We start from the raw sequence: 15,186 nt of genomic DNA, 5'->3' as shown, positions 1-15,186 counted from the left end.
GCGTCCGCGCGATGCTGCGGATGAATTTTCTTCTTTCGGCGACTCGCGAGCATACGTGGCTCAGGCGTCGTCCGCTGAGATTTCCGGTTGAGAACGCCTGGAGGAACCACCGGTGCAGCAATTCGTCAACAGATTCGTTGACGTAATGATCAAAGCCGAGTTATACTGTCCCTCATGCAGGATGTGATCGGAGCACTGGGGGGCTTTCGGGGGGTGCGTGCCGAGTTGTTGGTGGCGCTGAAGAAGGCGCAGCCGCTGTCGGCGCACGAGCTCGGGCAACAGTTCGGCCTCACGGCGAACGGGCTCCGTCGCTACCTCAAGGCGCTCGAAGAGGATGGTCTGGTGCGCTACGAGCGCGCGGTGCATGGCGTCGGTGCGCCGGTGTTCGCGTACTCGCTCACGCCGGCCGGTGAAGCCCTCTTTCCGCGCAGCTACGTCTCGGTGCTCGCCACGGCGCTCGATGCGCTGCGAGCCGAGCAGGGAACAGCGGCGGTGGCTGGTGTGCTGGAATCGGAGTGGAATCGGCTGGCCGACGAGGCCGGGCCGGTGCTGAATGCATTGCCGCTCGAGGAGCGCATGCCGTTGGTGGCCGAGCTGTTGACGGCCAAAGGTTATATGGCAGAGGCGGTGCAGGTCGACCGCGCCGACGGGGAACCCGCTGTGACCACGCTGCGCATTCATAATTGTGCGGTGCGTGAAATCGCCGAACGGTTCCCTGAAGCGTGTGCGGCGGAAGCAAAGTTCGTGGAGCGGCTGCTGGGCGTTCCTCTGGTGCGCAGTGCGCATCGGAAGGATGGCTGCGGCCGATGTGAATACGGCGTGTTGAGCCACCTTTTGGCTGAGAAACAGGAGCAGGCATGAGTTCGACCATCGAGTCGCTGGTCAATCGCGAGTACCAGTACGGCTTCACGACGGATTTCGAGGCGGAGACGCTCCCGCCCGGTCTGTCGGAAGACACGGTCCGCTTCATTTCGGCGAAGAAGGGCGAGCCCCAGTGGCTGCTCGACTGGCGCCTGAAGGCGTTCCGCCGCTGGCTCACGATGACCGAGCCGCATTGGGGCAACGTGACGTATCCGCCCATCGACTATCAGGCCGCGAGCTACTACTCGGCGCCGACGTCGGTGAAGCCGTTGGCGTCACTCGACGAAGTTGATCCGCAGCTGCTGGACATGTACAACAAGCTCGGTATCTCGCTGAGCGAACAAAAGCGCATGAATGGCGTGGCCGTCGATGCCGTCATCGACTCGGTGTCGGTGGGCACGACCTACAAGGAAGAGTTGGCCAAGTTCGGCATCATCTTCATGTCGTTCGGCGAAGCCGTGCGTGAGCATCCGGAGCTGGTACAGAAGTACCTCGGCTCGGTCGTGCCCTACAGCGACAACTTCTTCGCCGCGCTGAACAGCGCGGTGTTCTCCGATGGCTCCTTCTGCTACATCCCGAAGGGCGTGCGCTGTCCGATGGATCTCAGCACGTACTTCCGCATCAACGCGGCGGAGACGGGTCAGTTCGAGCGCACCCTGATCATTGCTGACGAAGGCTCCTACGTGAGCTATCTGGAAGGCTGCACCGCGCCCAAGCGCGACACCAACCAGCTGCACGCGGCCATCGTGGAGATCATCGCGCTCGATGGCGCGACCGTGAAGTACAGCACGGTGCAGAACTGGTACGCCGGCGACGAGAATGGCCTGGGTGGCATCTACAATTTCGTCACCAAGCGCGCCAAGGCGATGGCGAATGCGAAGGTGTCGTGGACGCAGGTCGAGACCGGCTCGGCGATCACGTGGAAGTATCCGAGCGTGATCCTGCAGGGCGACAACAGCGTCGGCGAGTTCTACTCGGTGGCCGTGGCGAGCAAGATGCAGCAGGCCGACACGGGCACGAAGATGATCCACATCGGCCGCAACACGAAGTCGACCATCGTGTCGAAGGGCATCTCGGCGATGAAGGGCCAGAACAGCTACCGCGGCAAGGTGCAGATTCTGCCCAAGGCCGAGGGCGCGCGCAATTACACGCAGTGCGACTCGATGCTGGTAGGCAATGCCTGCGGCGCGCACACGTTCCCGTACGTCGAGGTGGGGAACAACAGCGCCATTCTCGAGCACGAAGCCAGCACGAGCAAGATCGGCGAAGATCAGATCTTCTACCTCAAGGCGCGCGGGCTCGACGCCGAACAGGCCGTGTCGATGATCGTGAGCGGGTTCTGCAAGGAAGTGTTCAAGGAGCTGCCGATGGAGTTCGCGCTCGAAGCGCAGCAGCTGCTCGGGATCACGCTCGAAGGTTCGGTCGGATAGGAACTGCGAAGTACGGGGTAGGGAGTACGGAGTACTCCCTACCCCGACCCTCCGCTGTTCCTACTCCCTACCCGTACTCCCTACCCCCTACTTCGCTTTTCTATGTTGCAGATCAACGATCTCCACGCCGCCATCGACGGCAAGCCGATTCTCAAGGGTATCTCGCTCACCGTGAACGCCGGTGAAGTGCATGCTGTGATGGGACCGAACGGCTCGGGCAAGAGCACGCTGGCGCAGGTGCTGGCCGGCCATCCGTCGTACGAAGTGACCGGCGGCTCGGTGACGTACAACGGTGTGGACCTGCTGGAGCTGGCACCGGAAGTGCGCGCGCAGCACGGTGTGTTCCTGGCCTTCCAGTATCCGATCGAGATCCCGGGCGTGACCAACGCGTATTTCCTGCGTGCCGCCTATAACGAGATCCGCAAGTCGAAGGGCCTCGAGGAAGTCGATCCCATGGAGTTCCTCGACGTCGTCGAGGAGAAGCTCAAGCTGGTGGACATGGATGTGAGCATGATGAGCCGCTCGGTGAACGTGGGCTTCTCTGGTGGTGAGAAGAAGCGCAACGAGATCCTGCAGATGGCCGTGCTGCAGCCGATGCTGTCGATCCTCGATGAAACCGATTCCGGTCTCGACATCGATGCCCTGCGCATCGTGGCGAACGGCGTGAACGCGCTCAAGCGTCCGGACAATGCGGCGATCGTGGTCACGCACTACCAGCGTCTGCTCAACTACATCGTGCCCGACTACGTGCATGTGCTGGCCGGTGGCCGCATCGTGAAGTCGGGCGACAAGTCGCTGGCGCTGGAGCTCGAAGCCCGCGGATACGACTGGGTGTTGGAGGCGGCGTGAGCGCTTCTGTGAGCTCTCCGGTGAGCGCCACGCAGACCTTGCAGGCGCAGGCCAGCGCGTTCGCCGCGGCGTCTGTCGAAAGCGCCCCTGCCCCGCTCACCACGTTGCGCGCCGCCGGCGCCGAGGCGTTCGCGCGCCTTGGCTTCCCGACCACGCGCAGTGAAGACTGGAAGTACACGAGTGTATCGGCGATCGCCAACACGCCGTTCGTCGCCGCGCAGGATCGTGCCGTGGGCACGCTCGACGCCACGGCGCTCGAGCCGTACACGTTCGGTGGCACGTGGCCATTGATCGTGTTCCTGAACGGCCGCTACGCGCCGGCGCTTTCACACATCAACGCCCTGCCTGACGGCGTGCGGGTGATGACGCTGGCGTCCGCCGCGCAGCAGGAGCCGGAGTTGCTGGCGCGCCACCTCGGCGTGGCGGCTCCGGCCGACCGCGATGGCTTCAGCGCGCTCAACGCCGCGTTCGCCGGCGAGGGCGTGCTGATTCATGTGGCGAAGGAGATGGTGACCGACGTGCCGGTGCACATCCTGCACGTGACCGACGCCAATGGCGCCGGCGTGATGAGCAACACCCGTCATCTGTTGGTGGCAGAGCGTCACGCGAAGGCCTCGGTGATCGAGAGTTACGTGTCGCTGGCCGACGTGTCGTACTTCACGAATTCCGTGGTCGAAGTATCGGTGGACGACGGCGCCACCCTGCAGCTGCTGCGCATTCAGCGGGAGTCGCCCACGGCGTTTCATGTGGGCACCGTGGAAGCGCGTCAGGGTCGCGATAGCCACTTTATGGCCTTCACGTTCCAGACGGGCGCGGCGCTCTCGCGCAGCAATGTGTTCACCGTGCTGGCCGGCGAAGGCTGCGGCACGACGCTGAACGGCTTGTATATGCTGGGCGGCGCGCAACACGGTGACCACCAGACGCGCGTGGAGCACGTGGCGCCGAACTGCTTCAGCCGCGAGGCGTACAAGGGTCTGCTCGACGACGCGTCGCACGGCGTGTTCAACGGGAAGGTCTACGTGCATCCCGAAGCGCAGAAGACCGACGGTAAGCAGACCAACAACACGCTACTGCTGTCGAAGGACGCGCAGATCGACACCAAGCCGCAGCTCGAGATCTTCGCGGATGATGTGAAGTGCACGCACGGCGCCACGGTAGGACGCATCGACGAAACGTCGCTGTTCTACCTGAAAAGCCGTGGCGTAGGCCAGCTGCTCGCGCGTCAGTTGCTCATGTACGCCTTTGCGGCCGATGTGCTCGAGACGATCGAGAACGACGCGGTGAAGGAAGCGCTGGAGCAGCTGACGATGGTGCGGTTTACTGGTGCTGTGCACCATTAACTGCGAAGTACGGGGTACGGGGTAGGGGGTACGGAGTACTCCATGCGCTTTCCCCATACCCCCGACTCCCTACTCCCTACTTCGTTGTCAGACCTACAAGAACTTTATCAATCGGTCATTCTCGACCACAATCGCAAGCCGCGGAATTTCGGTGTGCTCGAGGGTTCGAACCGCGCGGCGGACGGCAAGAATCCGTTGTGCGGTGATGAAGTCCATGTGGCGTTGCATGTGGACGGCGACGTGATCACCGAGGTGAAGTTCACGGGCCACGGCTGCGCGATTTCGAAGGCGTCGGCCTCGCTGATGACGGCGGCGGTGAAGGGCAAGACGCGAGAGGAGGCGGAGACGCTGTTCGCGCGTTTCCACGCGTTGGTGCTCGGGCAGGATGCCGGCGGCGGGAAGGATCTGGGACAGCTCGTGGTCTTTTCGGGGGTGTCGCGCTTTCCGGTGCGGGTGAAGTGTGCCTCGCTGGCGTGGCATACGCTCAAGGCGGCGCTGGACGACGGGCCGACTGATGCGGTGTCGTCGCTCAGTACCGACGCGTGAGCGTGCCCGACGGGTTTGTTCGTGCGGCGGCGTGGCGGGAGATCGAGGCAGGACTTCCGCTGGGTGTGGTGATGACTGACGGCCGGCGGGTGTGTCTGGTGCGCGACGGGGACACCGTGCACGCGGTGGACGATCGCTGTCCGCATCGGGACTTCGCGATCTCCGGTGGTGATCTGGTGGAGCCGTGTGTGCTCGAGTGTCCGTGGCATGGCGCGCGCTTCGATGTGCGCACCGGCGCGGTGCTCTCCGGTCCATCCACCGACGATCTCGGCACGTATCCCGTGCAGGTCGCCGATGGTGATGTCTTTGTCGGGCCGCGTCGCACGTAGGTCGTCGTGCGTGGCAGGCTGGTGGCCCGTTCGTATTCGAGAGGTTTTATGTCGATCGCGTCTCTGGCGCCCCGCGCTGATTTTCCGTTGCTCGCCGCCAACCCGGCCTTACACTACCTCGACTCGGCGGCCACGTCGCAGAAGCCGGCGGCGATGCTCGATGCGCTGCGCCACTTCTACGAAACGTCGAACGCCAATCCGCACCGCGGCGCGTACGCGCTATCGGCGCTGGCCACCGATGCCTACCACGATGCCCGTGCGACGATCGCGCGATTCGTGGGCGTAGCCGACGCCGACTGTCTGATCTTCACGCGCGGCACCACCGAATCGATGAATCTGGTGGCATCGAGCTGGGGCGGCGCCCATGTGGGGCCAGGCGACGAGATCGTGGTGTCGGCAATCGAGCACCACGCCAACTTCGTGCCCTGGCAGCAGCTCGCGCTGCGCACCGGCTCCACGCTGCGCATCGTGGAGCTCACCGCCACGCAGACGATCGATCTCGACATGCTGCGCGATGTCGTCGGGGCGCGCACCAAGATCGTGGCGATCACCCACGTGTCGAACGCGGTGGGGTCGATCACGCCGCTGCAGGATGTGGTGCGCATCGTGCGCTCGCGGTCGGCGGCAGTGATTGTGGTGGACGGCGCGCAGGCCGTGCCGCACCTGGCCGTCAACTTCGATGCGCTCGATATCGACTTCTACGCGTTCAGCGGCCACAAGCTGCTCGGCCCGATGGGTATCGGCGTGTTGGTGGGGCGTCGCAAGCTGCTGGAGGCCATGCCGCCGTATCAGTTCGGTGGCGATATGATCGAGTGGGTCCGCGACGCCGACAGCACGTGGAATGTGCTGCCGCACAAGTTCGAGGCTGGCACCCCCAACGCCGCCGACGCGGTGGCCCTGGCGGCCGCTGTGCGCTATTTGGACGGTCTGGGCATGGCCAAGGTGCGCGCCCACGAGATCGCGCTGCTGGAGGCCGCTGAGGCCCGTGTGCGAGCCCTGCCGGGCGTCACCGTGTACGGCCCGCCGGCGGCGCAGCGCAGCGGGGTGCTCAGTTTCTCGCTGGCCGACGTGCATCCGCACGACCTGGCCACGATTCTCGATCAGCATGGCGTGTGCATCCGGGCCGGACACCACTGTGCACAGCCGCTGATGCGGCGGCTCGGCGTCAGTGCCACGGCGCGGGCCAGCTTCTACGTGTACAGCGACGGCAGTGACGTGGAGGCGCTCGTAGGCGCCCTCACCGCCGCGCAGCAGCTCTTCGCGACGGTCGAGTGAAGGCGCAACGCCGATGAGCACCGCTGCTCCGTTCACCGCCAGCATTGCGGCCATGTACCAGGACGCGCTGCTCGCGCACCATCGCGCGCCACACAATCGGCGGGTGATCGAATCGCCCACCGCCGTCGGCGCGCGCAAGAATCCGGTGTGCGGTGACGACATCACGGTCATGGTTTCGCTCGAATCCGACGCGGTGCGCGATGTGGCCTTCACCGGCCGCAGCTGCTCGATCGCCACGGCATCGGCGTCGATGATGACCGACGCGGTGCGAGGGCTCTCCGTGAGCGAGGCGCTGGCCCTGGCCGACGCGGTCGATCGCATGCTGCATCCTGACCTTGGCGGCGCCAGCGGCGCGGACGCCGCTCCCGAGCCGTTGCCCGACGCCCTCACGCCGCTGCGTGGCGTGGCGCCGTTTCCGGGGCGTCACGGGTGCGCCATGTTGCCGTGGCAGGCACTGCGCGAGGCGCTGACGGCGAAGCGGTAGATCTAGCAGTAGTTTTTCTGGTATGCGCTTTGACATCTTGGATTGGTCTCGAATCGGGTTGCTCGGTCTTGTGCTCGGTGTGACGCTGTCACTCCGCACCCGCGAGGCATCGGCGCAGACGACGTCGATCTCCGGCGTTGTGCTCGTCGATTCGCTCGAGCGGCCAATCGCCGGCGCGGAGATCGTGATCGGGGGAACCGAGCGCGTCACGCGCTCCGACTCGGCAGGTGTCTTCGTGCTCCGCAGCGTGCCGATCGGGCGTCGCCAGTTGCAGATCCGGGCTGTCGGCTACCAGTCGCTCAGTGTGAGCCTGGACATTCCCGCCGTCGGGTTGGACGGCCTCGAAATTTTGTTGCGCCCGAATACCACGGAGTTGGAGAAGGTCGCCGTACGTGCCGACGCCTCCCCGACGGCCCGCTGGCTGCGTGACTTCGAGAGCCGCCGCCGCATGGGGATCGGACGGTTCATGGACTCCACCGAGTTGTGGGCGGGTGGGGATCCGCGGAACTGGGCGCAACGCGTGGCCCAGCGCGTGCCCGGGGTGCGATTGATCGGCTACGGGGGCAGCTTGGCCATGGCGACCGGGAATCGTGGACGCAATTCGTTCCGGGGACTGCCCAGCGGTGACCGGAGCGACCGGATGCGCGGCGCGCGGGCGAATTGCTACGTCCGGGTGATGGTCGATGGCGTGTTGCGTTACGACACCCAGCCCGATCGGCCGTTGTTCGACGTGTCGAACTGGGATGGTCCCCCGATTGTCGCGGCGGAGATCTACACGCCGGCGCAATTGCCGGTGGAGTTCAACCGGCTTGGGTCGTCGTCCTGCGGCGCGCTGGTGCTCTGGACCAAGCGCTAACACGACTCATCCTGCAGCGCTGAAACAGTTGACGCAGCAAAGGCACGGCGTTCCATTCCGCGTTATGTACGCACTCGCGATCATCCGCTACCGTCGCCCGTTCGAAGAGATCGCTCCGTATGTCGAGGAGCACCGGGCCTACCTGAAGGAACTCAAGACGCAGGGGCTGTTGCTCGCGTCAGGACCGTTCGATCCCCGCGTCGGCGGCGGATTGCTGCTGAGGGTGCCCGACGCCGACGGTCCGGCCGCACTCGATCGCATCCGCAATGGTGATCCATTCACGCGCCTGGCGCTGGCGCAGTATGAACTGTTGCCGTGGAATCCGGTGATCGGGAAAGAGGGGCTCGACACGCTGTAGGCGGCTTCGTCCGCGTTGTGTGCGTACGGACGGTTCGTACTGGGCGGACGGTCTGCTGGTTCACGCGAAGCTCGCGAAGGCCGCGAAGGGGCGCGAAGAACAGCGGTGCGACCAAGCGGGACCGTCGCCCACGCTGTCTAATTTTTCTTGTTGCTGTTCTTCGCGTGCCTTCGCGTTCTTCGCGAGCTTCGCGTGAACCTACAGACTATCGATCCGCGCAGACGCCGAGCACCGCCAGCGCGTTCCCCACCGGCCGTTCGCCGGTTGGATCGGACGGTTTGTTGCGCACACGCAGCGCACCCGTGGCGTTATCACGTACAACCATGGCTGACGACCCGCCGCCGTCGAGATTGATCGCGCGCTGCGCACCAAGTGACTGCAACAGCTCGGCCGTTTGCCGCAGCGTCATCCCCACGCTGTAGCCGGGCTGACGTCCGTCGATGACGGCCAGCAGCAAGCGCTGCGAGTTGCCCACCCGCGCGATGCCGGCCGCCGTGCGTGGGTTGAGCCCTTGAAAGCCCGCGTTCCCTTCACGATCTACGTCGGCGCCCACCACGCTGTCGATGAGCAGCACGCCGCGACCACCCACGGATTCACGCGGCCAAAAAGGCGTGAGCCGTCGCTGCACGGTGACCGTATCACCGGCCACCGCCCGCGCACGCATGGCCGGCGGTACGATCAGCACGAGCGTGTCGCCAAACACCAGCGTGTCGCTCGCTCGCGCGGCCCGCACGATGTAGCGGCCGGCGCTCGTATCCTGTCGCACCGGCACGATGGGGTCGAGCCGCATCGCGCGCGTGCGCACCAGCGTGTCGAGCGGCACGCCCCAATGCGCGTCGACCAAGCCCGCGCGATTGGCGGCAGGGCGATTCCAGGTTTGGAGTTCAACCGTGCCGTGTGCACTCATGACCGCACCGCTCACGCGCACGGAATCGATGAACAGTCCGCGCTGCGCGTCGTACCCCAGCAGCACGTTCGGGCCGGGGCCGGCGATCACCGTGCCGCGCTCGATGTGCGCATTAGTGAGCACTCCCGGCGGCGCGAACAGGAAGAAATCGGCGTTCACCGCCGCGATGGGGTGCGAGGCGGCTGGCAGGCGCGACAGCAGCACGCTGGTGGTGTTCCGCCCTACGGCCGTGGCCTCGCCCTTGAGCGCCTGCACGCTGGCGCAGGCCGACATGTTCACGTCGAGCACCCACGCCCGCCACGGTGCCTTCACGTTCACCAGGCGATGCAGTCGCACCGCGTGGGAGAGCACCTCGGTGTCGATGGTGTCGGCGACACGAGGCGACACCACGAAGGGGAACCGCGCCGCGCGGCCCGGCACGAGGGTGCGACAGGCCGAGAGCAACGGCAGGGCGGTCAGCAGCGGCCACACGAGAGCGCGAATTCGCATGCGCGGAATATGCGTGCCGACCCCGCGGTCTGCGCTGTTATCATTCCCGTTATGTCACGCGAGTCGACCTGGCTGGCGCGCACGCACGCGCGCCTCGAGCACTGGGCTGATGCGGGATGGTCGAACAGCGTGGTATTCGGATGGGGACTGCTGCAGGGCTGCGTCTTCCCCGGTTTCGCGGACCTGTTCTTCCTCCCGTTGGCACTCGCGCGTCCGGAACGCGCCTATCGCTACGCCCTGATCGCCACCGCCGGCACGTTGATCGGCAGCATCGCGCTGTACTTCGCCGGTGCCGAGGCGCTGTCGTGGCTCGAGGGACCGGTGTCGCGCTACTTCGCGCTCACCCCCGAGTCGATCACCGAGTACCGCGGCACCATCGCGCAATACGGTGGCTGGGCGATCTTTGCCAGTACGATGTCCCCGCTGTCGACCAAGCTCACGAGCATCGCGTCAGGCGCGGCCGGTGTACCGTTTTTGGAGTTCCTGCTGGCACTCGCCGCCGGGCGTCTCTCGCGCACATTGCTGTTCGCGTGGCTCGTGCGTCACGGTGGGGCCGACGCGGTGTCGAAGTTCACCAAGCACACGCCCATCGCGCCTCCTGATTCGTCGTCAACCAAGCCGTCATGAGTGAAGCTCCCGCGTCGCCACTGGGCGCCGATTTGCAGGGCACGCTCGCGTTTCTGCGAGCGGCCGAGTCGCTGAAGTACATGACGCGGACGTCGTGGACATCGAACGGCCAACAGGAAACGGTGGCCGCGCACACGTGGCGGCTCTGCCTCATGGCGTTGGTGCTGGCACAGCACTTCCCGGGCATCGACGTGGGCAAGCTGCTGCGCATGTGCCTCGTGCATGATCTTGGCGAGGCGATCAGTGGCGACATCTCGGCCGCGCTGCAGGCGTCGCTGCCGAACAAGGCCGAGCAGGAGCGCGCGGACCTGGTGCAACTGGTGCAGCCATTGCCGGACGCCGTGCGGGCGGATCTCGTGGCGCTGTGGGATGAGTACGAAGCGGCGGCGAGCCCCGAAGCCAAACTGGCCAAGGGCCTCGACAAGCTCGAGACGATCCTGCAGCACAATCAGGGTGTGATGCCGGCGGACTTCGACTTTCTGTTCAACATCGGGTACGGCGCGGCGTACACGCGGGATCATCCGGTGCTTGCCGCGCTGCGCGGCGTTCTGGATGCGGAGACACACGAGCGCGCGCGTGAGCAGGTGGCGACGCGACGATCCGTGTCCGGCGAGGCCTCGTGAGCATCACGAGTTCACCGGAGTTCTCGTTCCGCGCGTCGCACGATCGCGAAGGGGCACGGCTGGGCTGGTTCACGACACCGCACGGCGTGGTACAGACGCCCGAGTTCATGCCGGTCGGAACCCGCGCCGCCGTGCGCGGCATCGACATGCGCGAGATGCGCGCGATGGGGACGCAGATGCTCCTCGCCAATGCGTACCACCTGTATCTCAACCCGGGCGACCGCATGGTGCGCGCGCTGGGGGGACTACACGCATTCTCGCGCTTCAGCGGCCCGATGCTCACTGATTCCGGCGGCTATCAGGTGTTCTCGCTGGCCAAGTTCCGGCAGGTGCGTGAAGAGGGCGTAACGTTCAAGAGCATCGTCGACGGCTCGCGCCACAATTACACGCCGGAGCGCGTGATGCAGATCGAGCGCAATCTTGGCGCCGATGTGATCATGCAGCTCGACGAATTGATCGAAGGTGGCGCCGAGCATGAGGCGTCGCGGGCGGCGATGGAGCGCAGCCTGCGCTGGCTCGAGCGCTGTCGGATCGAGTTTGACCGCCTCGAGCGCGAAGGGCGCGAGCCCGCCACACCGTTCGCCGTACCTGACGGCGCGCCGGCGATGTACGGCGGCGACGCGGAACAGGAGCGCATGGCGCCACCACAGGCGCTGTTCCCGATCATTCAAGGCGGCACCAGCGACGACCTGCGCACGGCGTCCATCAACGGCATTCTGCAAACGGGCGACTGGGCCGGCATCGCCATGGGCGGATTGTCCGTGGGCGAAGCCAAGCCGCTCATGTACGCCACGTTCGATACGTGCGCGCCGCTGCTGCCGCGCGACAAGCCGCGCTACCTCATGGGCGTCGGCTTCCCCGACGACCTGATCGAAGCCGTGCGGCGTGGCATGGACCTGTTCGACTGCGTGGCCCCAACGAAGATGGGGCGGCACGGCACCGTGTTCACCGAAGACGGCAAAGTCTCGATCCGAAAGAGCAGCCATCGCACCGACCGCCGGCCGCTCACCGATGCATGCCCCTGCCCGGCCTGCACCGACTACGATCGCGCCTATCTGCGGCACCTGCACGCCAACGAAGAGCCGTTGGGACAGCGCCTGCTCGCGCTGCACAACCTGACGTTTCTGTTGCGGCTGATGGAGCAGATCCGTGCCGCGATCAGGGACGAGCGGTTCGAGAGCTGGTCAACGGCATGGTTGGAGCGCTACCGGGCCAAGGGCGCGTAACAAGGGCGCGTAGCCTGAGCGCGTGGCGCGGTCGTTCGGGCGTTATTTTATGGCCATGAGCGATTTGCTAGTCGACCTCCGGGCCCAGCTGGGCGACCGCTATCGTATCGAGCGGGAGCTCGGAGGCGGTGGCATGAGTCGCGTGTTCGTGGCGGAGGAGCTCGCGCTCGGCCGGCGCGTCGTGTTGAAAGTGCTGCCGCCGGATATGGCAGCGACGGTGAACACCGACCGGTTCCGTCGTGAAGTGCAGTTCGTCGCGCGGTTGCAGCACCCACATATCGTGCCGGTGCTTGCTACCGGCGAAGATGCGGACACACTGTGGTACTCGATGCCGTATGTCGACGGCGATACACTGCGCGGTCGGATGAGCGCGGGCCCCATGAGCGTGCGCGAAGCCGTGACCGTGTGGCGTGACATGCTCGACGCGCTGTCGTACGCCCACAAGGCCGGCGTGGTGCACCGCGACATCAAGCCAGACAACGTGTTGCTGAGTGGTCGTCATGCCGTCGTGACCGACTTCGGTATCGCAAAAGCCGTGGCATCGGCCACCAGTACCGATGGTGGATCGGCCGCACTCACCGGCATCGGCTTCGTGGTGGGCACGCCGGCGTACATGGCGCCTGAGCAGGCGGCGGGCATGACGGAGATCGATCCGCGAGCGGACGTGTACTCCACCGCGCTTGTAGCGTACGAGATGCTCACGGGGAATTCTCCGTTCGGCGGGATGACGCCGGCGCGCGCACTCGCGTCGCAGGTGCAGACCATGCCGGCCTCGCCTCGAACACTGCGCGCGGACTTGCCGCCGACGATCGATGCGCTGCTCATGCGGTGTCTGGCGAAAGAGGTGAGTGATCGCCCGGCCTCGGCGGACGCGGTGCTGGAAGCGCTGGACGCGATCGACACGGCCGGTGGTGTCACGACGCCTGCCTCGCAAACCACTGGCGCAGGTGCCGCACCGGGTGCGCGCCCGACGTCGCGTGGCCGTGGCCTCGCGTTCCTCGGCGTAGCCCTGGCGGCGGCGGGTGCGGCCACGTGGCTGTTGATCAAAGGTGGTTCCACTGGCTCGGCCGGCGTTCCGGTGGAGCGCGATCTCCTCGTCGTCGCGTCGTTCGCGCACGAGGCGAAGGATTCGTCCTACTCGCGCGCCGTGACCGAAGCGCTGCGCATCGACTTACAGCAGTCGCCGAAGCTACGCGTGGCCGAGCCGCAGCTGGTGGCGAGCACGCTGCAGACGATGCGCGTGGCCGCGGATGCCGAGCTGACCGACAGTCTGGCGCGCGACTTGGGCAGACGCACCGGTGCGAAGGCCTTCGTGACCGGCGCGCTGCGGCCGCTGGGTTCCGGGTACGCGTTGACCGCACGACTGGTGAGTGTGGCCGATGGCAGCGAAGTGGCCGCGCTGCGGGAAACCGCGAAGTCGTCGTCGGAACTGCTCGACGCGATCGACCGGTTGTCGAAGGCGCTGCGTGAGCAGGCCGGTGAGTCGGTGGCGTCGTTGAAGGCCAGCCCCGCGCTGCCGTCGGTGACGACGTCGTCGATCGAGGCGCTGGTGGCCTACTCGGCGGCCACGGAGTACATGCGTAACGGCGAACAGTTTCTCGGCTCGCAGCAATACGAGAAGGCGCTGCAGATCGACAGTACCTTTGCCAGTGCGTGGAGCGGACTCTCGACGACGCTTAGCAACATGGGCGTGCGGCGCGCCGATCGTGATCGCGCCGTGCTCCGGGCGTTCAACTTGCGCAGCAAACTGCCCCCGGTCGAACGGCTCAAGATCGAGTCGCGCTATCACTCGTCGCGTGGGGAATTCACGGAGGAGATGGCGGCGCACAAGGCGCTGCTGGCGATCGAACCCACGAACTATGCGGCGCTGAACAACCTGGGCCGGTTGATGATCGGACGCGGGCGTTACGCCGAGGCGGAGCCACTGCTGCGCGCCGCGATCGCCAGCCGTCCGGGCGCCGTCGCACCGTGGGAAATGTTGTACGACGCCGCGCTCGCGCGTGGCGATGCGGCCCTGGTGGATTCGCTCCGGCGCACGATGTCGAGCGTGCCCTCGCCACGCACACCGATCGTGGTGGCGAATGACCGCGCGGTGTCAGCGGGCGAGTACACGTCGGTGGCGAAACGGCTCGACAGTATTCTCACCACCAAGCCCGACATCGACATTGCAGGACCTGTGAGTTCACAGCGGTTCCGGCTGCAGTTGATGCGCGGGCAACTCAGCGCGGCGGAGCGGGACATCACCGGGTTGCTCGAGGCGATGGCCGCGAAGGTCGATCCGTCCGCGCTGTTCGAGGGAGAGGCCAACATCGCCGAAGCGCGCATCGTGGCGCTCGACGACAGCGTGGGTGCTCGGACGCGTCTGGCCAAGCTGGATGCCGCGATTGCGCGTTCAAAGACGCCGCTGGAGGACCAGAAGACGTTGTATCGGGCGTTTGCGCATGCGCGAGCGGGCAACGTGGCGCAGGCGCGACGGTTGCTGGCCTCGGCGGAGCCGTTGCTGCCGCGTGATACCACCTGGCGTCTCTGGATCAGCGGCGAGATCGCGCTGGCGGAAGGTCGGCCAGCCGATGCCGTGCGGGCGTTCCGCCGCTTGGTCGGCGCCGAGATGTTTTGCGTCATCTGCGGCTCCGGCGCGTTGGCCCGCTCTTACGACGCGCTCGGCCAGCGCGATTCCGTGGTGGCGATCTACGAGCGTATGCTGGCGAGTCACGACCCGGAGAATCGCTGGGGGGAAGACGTGTTCGAGCGCGCCCGCGCCCTGAAGCGACTGGGTGAGCTGTACGAGGAGCGCGGCAACGTGGCGCAGGCCGTCCGCCGCTATCGCGACTTCGTGGAACTGTGGAAGGACGCGGACCCCACGCTGCAGCCGGTGGTACAGGACGTGAGGGAGCGCATCGCGCGACTGGAGCAGAAGCGGGGCTAGCAGCGGAACTAGCACCGGGTCGGTCCGGCTCCTGACCGGGCGTGTGCAAGTTTTTGCCGC

Annotated in this window: 15 protein-coding genes; 14 read left to right on the top strand and 1 reads right to left on the bottom strand. The window is 66.0% G+C overall.

Annotated elements, in window-relative coordinates; all coding sequences use genetic code 11:
- The first annotated feature begins 174 nt into the window (after nt 1–174).
- From RMP10_RS15950 to RMP10_RS15905, 10 genes are all read left to right on the top strand, one after another.
- The gene (locus tag RMP10_RS15950; protein ID WP_309670807.1) at nt 175–861 is read left to right on the top strand and encodes a winged helix-turn-helix transcriptional regulator; all 687 of its coding nucleotides are present in this window, start codon (nt 175–177) and stop codon (nt 859–861) included.
- Nucleotides 858–2,291 (top strand): Fe-S cluster assembly protein SufB, encoded by a 1,434-nt coding sequence (gene sufB, locus RMP10_RS15945; RefSeq protein WP_310571170.1) that lies wholly within the window; start codon nt 858–860, stop codon nt 2,289–2,291. Before RMP10_RS15950 ends, sufB begins: the two co-directional genes overlap by 4 nt.
- A gap of 102 nt (nt 2,292–2,393) precedes the next feature.
- On the top strand, nt 2,394–3,140 hold the full coding sequence (gene sufC, locus RMP10_RS15940; RefSeq protein ID WP_309670805.1) for a Fe-S cluster assembly ATPase SufC: 747 nt from the start codon (nt 2,394–2,396) through the stop codon (nt 3,138–3,140).
- Complete coding sequence (sufD, locus tag RMP10_RS15935; protein ID WP_310571169.1) at nt 3,137–4,480, top strand: Fe-S cluster assembly protein SufD; 1,344 nt, start codon at nt 3,137–3,139, stop codon at nt 4,478–4,480. The genes sufC and sufD overlap by 4 nt, the downstream gene beginning before the upstream one ends.
- A gap of 42 nt (nt 4,481–4,522) precedes the next feature.
- Nucleotides 4,523–5,026: a Fe-S cluster assembly sulfur transfer protein SufU gene (sufU, locus tag RMP10_RS15930; RefSeq protein ID WP_310571168.1), complete on the top strand. Its 504-nt coding sequence runs from the start codon at nt 4,523–4,525 to the stop codon at nt 5,024–5,026.
- Nucleotides 5,023–5,355, top strand: coding sequence for a non-heme iron oxygenase ferredoxin subunit (locus tag RMP10_RS15925; protein WP_309670802.1), 333 nt, complete (start codon nt 5,023–5,025; stop codon nt 5,353–5,355). The genes sufU (RMP10_RS15930) and RMP10_RS15925 overlap by 4 nt, the downstream gene beginning before the upstream one ends.
- A gap of 48 nt (nt 5,356–5,403) precedes the next feature.
- Complete coding sequence (locus tag RMP10_RS15920; protein WP_310571167.1) at nt 5,404–6,630, top strand: SufS family cysteine desulfurase; 1,227 nt, start codon at nt 5,404–5,406, stop codon at nt 6,628–6,630.
- A 13-nt stretch (nt 6,631–6,643) separates the two neighbouring features.
- Nucleotides 6,644–7,114, top strand: coding sequence for a Fe-S cluster assembly sulfur transfer protein SufU (sufU, locus tag RMP10_RS15915; RefSeq protein ID WP_310571166.1), 471 nt, complete (start codon nt 6,644–6,646; stop codon nt 7,112–7,114).
- A 22-nt stretch (nt 7,115–7,136) separates the two neighbouring features.
- On the top strand, nt 7,137–7,970 hold the full coding sequence (locus RMP10_RS15910; protein WP_310571165.1) for a carboxypeptidase-like regulatory domain-containing protein: 834 nt from the start codon (nt 7,137–7,139) through the stop codon (nt 7,968–7,970).
- A gap of 64 nt (nt 7,971–8,034) precedes the next feature.
- Entirely contained in the window at nt 8,035–8,328 is a 294-nt protein-coding gene (locus RMP10_RS15905) for a YciI family protein (RefSeq protein ID WP_310571164.1), read from the top strand.
- Nucleotides 8,329–8,533: 205 nt separating this feature from the next.
- Here the strand turns inward: RMP10_RS15905 and RMP10_RS15900 are convergent, their stop codons facing one another.
- The gene (locus RMP10_RS15900) at nt 8,534–9,724 is read right to left on the bottom strand and encodes a phosphodiester glycosidase family protein (RefSeq protein WP_310571163.1); all 1,191 of its coding nucleotides are present in this window, start codon (nt 9,722–9,724) and stop codon (nt 8,534–8,536) included.
- 51 nt (nt 9,725–9,775) lie between these two features.
- Between RMP10_RS15900 and RMP10_RS15895 the strand changes: the two genes are divergently transcribed.
- From RMP10_RS15895 to RMP10_RS15880, 4 genes are read left to right on the top strand one after another with little or no spacing between them, the layout of a single operon-like run.
- The gene (locus RMP10_RS15895) at nt 9,776–10,351 is read left to right on the top strand and encodes a VTT domain-containing protein (RefSeq protein WP_309670796.1); all 576 of its coding nucleotides are present in this window, start codon (nt 9,776–9,778) and stop codon (nt 10,349–10,351) included.
- Entirely contained in the window at nt 10,348–10,974 is a 627-nt protein-coding gene (locus RMP10_RS15890) for an HD domain-containing protein (RefSeq protein ID WP_310571162.1), read from the top strand. The genes RMP10_RS15895 and RMP10_RS15890 overlap by 4 nt, the downstream gene beginning before the upstream one ends.
- A complete protein-coding gene (locus RMP10_RS15885) occupies nt 10,971–12,200 on the top strand; it encodes a tRNA guanosine(34) transglycosylase Tgt (protein WP_310571161.1) in 1,230 nt (409 codons plus the stop codon). Before RMP10_RS15890 ends, RMP10_RS15885 begins: the two co-directional genes overlap by 4 nt.
- 55 nt (nt 12,201–12,255) lie before the next feature.
- A complete protein-coding gene (locus tag RMP10_RS15880) occupies nt 12,256–15,126 on the top strand; it encodes a protein kinase (RefSeq protein ID WP_310571160.1) in 2,871 nt (956 codons plus the stop codon).
- Nucleotides 15,127–15,186: the final 60 nt, after the last annotated feature.

This window comes from Gemmatimonas sp. (assembly GCF_031426495.1).
In the GTDB taxonomy this organism is placed as follows: Bacteria; Gemmatimonadota; Gemmatimonadetes; order Gemmatimonadales; family Gemmatimonadaceae; genus Gemmatimonas.
Note: the sequence above shows the minus strand (reverse complement) of the source record. Positions and strands in the feature narration are given on the sequence as shown.

Excerpts from the sequence above, each read along its gene's own strand:
- RMP10_RS15900 (WP_310571163.1), bottom strand. The coding sequence starts at position 9,724 with ATGCGAATTCGCGCTCTCGTGTGGCCGCTGCTGACCGCCCTGCCGTTG.
- sufB (WP_310571170.1), top strand. The coding sequence starts at position 858 with ATGAGTTCGACCATCGAGTCGCTGGTCAATCGCGAGTACCAGTACGGC.
- RMP10_RS15950 (WP_309670807.1), top strand. The coding sequence starts at position 175 with ATGCAGGATGTGATCGGAGCACTGGGGGGCTTTCGGGGGGTGCGTGCC.
- RMP10_RS15895 (WP_309670796.1), top strand. The coding sequence starts at position 9,776 with ATGTCACGCGAGTCGACCTGGCTGGCGCGCACGCACGCGCGCCTCGAG.
- RMP10_RS15905 (WP_310571164.1), top strand. The coding sequence starts at position 8,035 with ATGTACGCACTCGCGATCATCCGCTACCGTCGCCCGTTCGAAGAGATC.
- sufU (WP_310571166.1), top strand. The coding sequence starts at position 6,644 with ATGAGCACCGCTGCTCCGTTCACCGCCAGCATTGCGGCCATGTACCAG.
- sufC (WP_309670805.1), top strand. The coding sequence starts at position 2,394 with ATGTTGCAGATCAACGATCTCCACGCCGCCATCGACGGCAAGCCGATT.
- RMP10_RS15880 (WP_310571160.1), top strand. The coding sequence starts at position 12,256 with ATGAGCGATTTGCTAGTCGACCTCCGGGCCCAGCTGGGCGACCGCTAT.
- RMP10_RS15910 (WP_310571165.1), top strand. The coding sequence starts at position 7,137 with ATGCGCTTTGACATCTTGGATTGGTCTCGAATCGGGTTGCTCGGTCTT.
- RMP10_RS15920 (WP_310571167.1), top strand. The coding sequence starts at position 5,404 with ATGTCGATCGCGTCTCTGGCGCCCCGCGCTGATTTTCCGTTGCTCGCC.
- sufU (WP_310571168.1), top strand. The coding sequence starts at position 4,523 with ATGCGCTTTCCCCATACCCCCGACTCCCTACTCCCTACTTCGTTGTCA.
- RMP10_RS15890 (WP_310571162.1), top strand. The coding sequence starts at position 10,348 with ATGAGTGAAGCTCCCGCGTCGCCACTGGGCGCCGATTTGCAGGGCACG.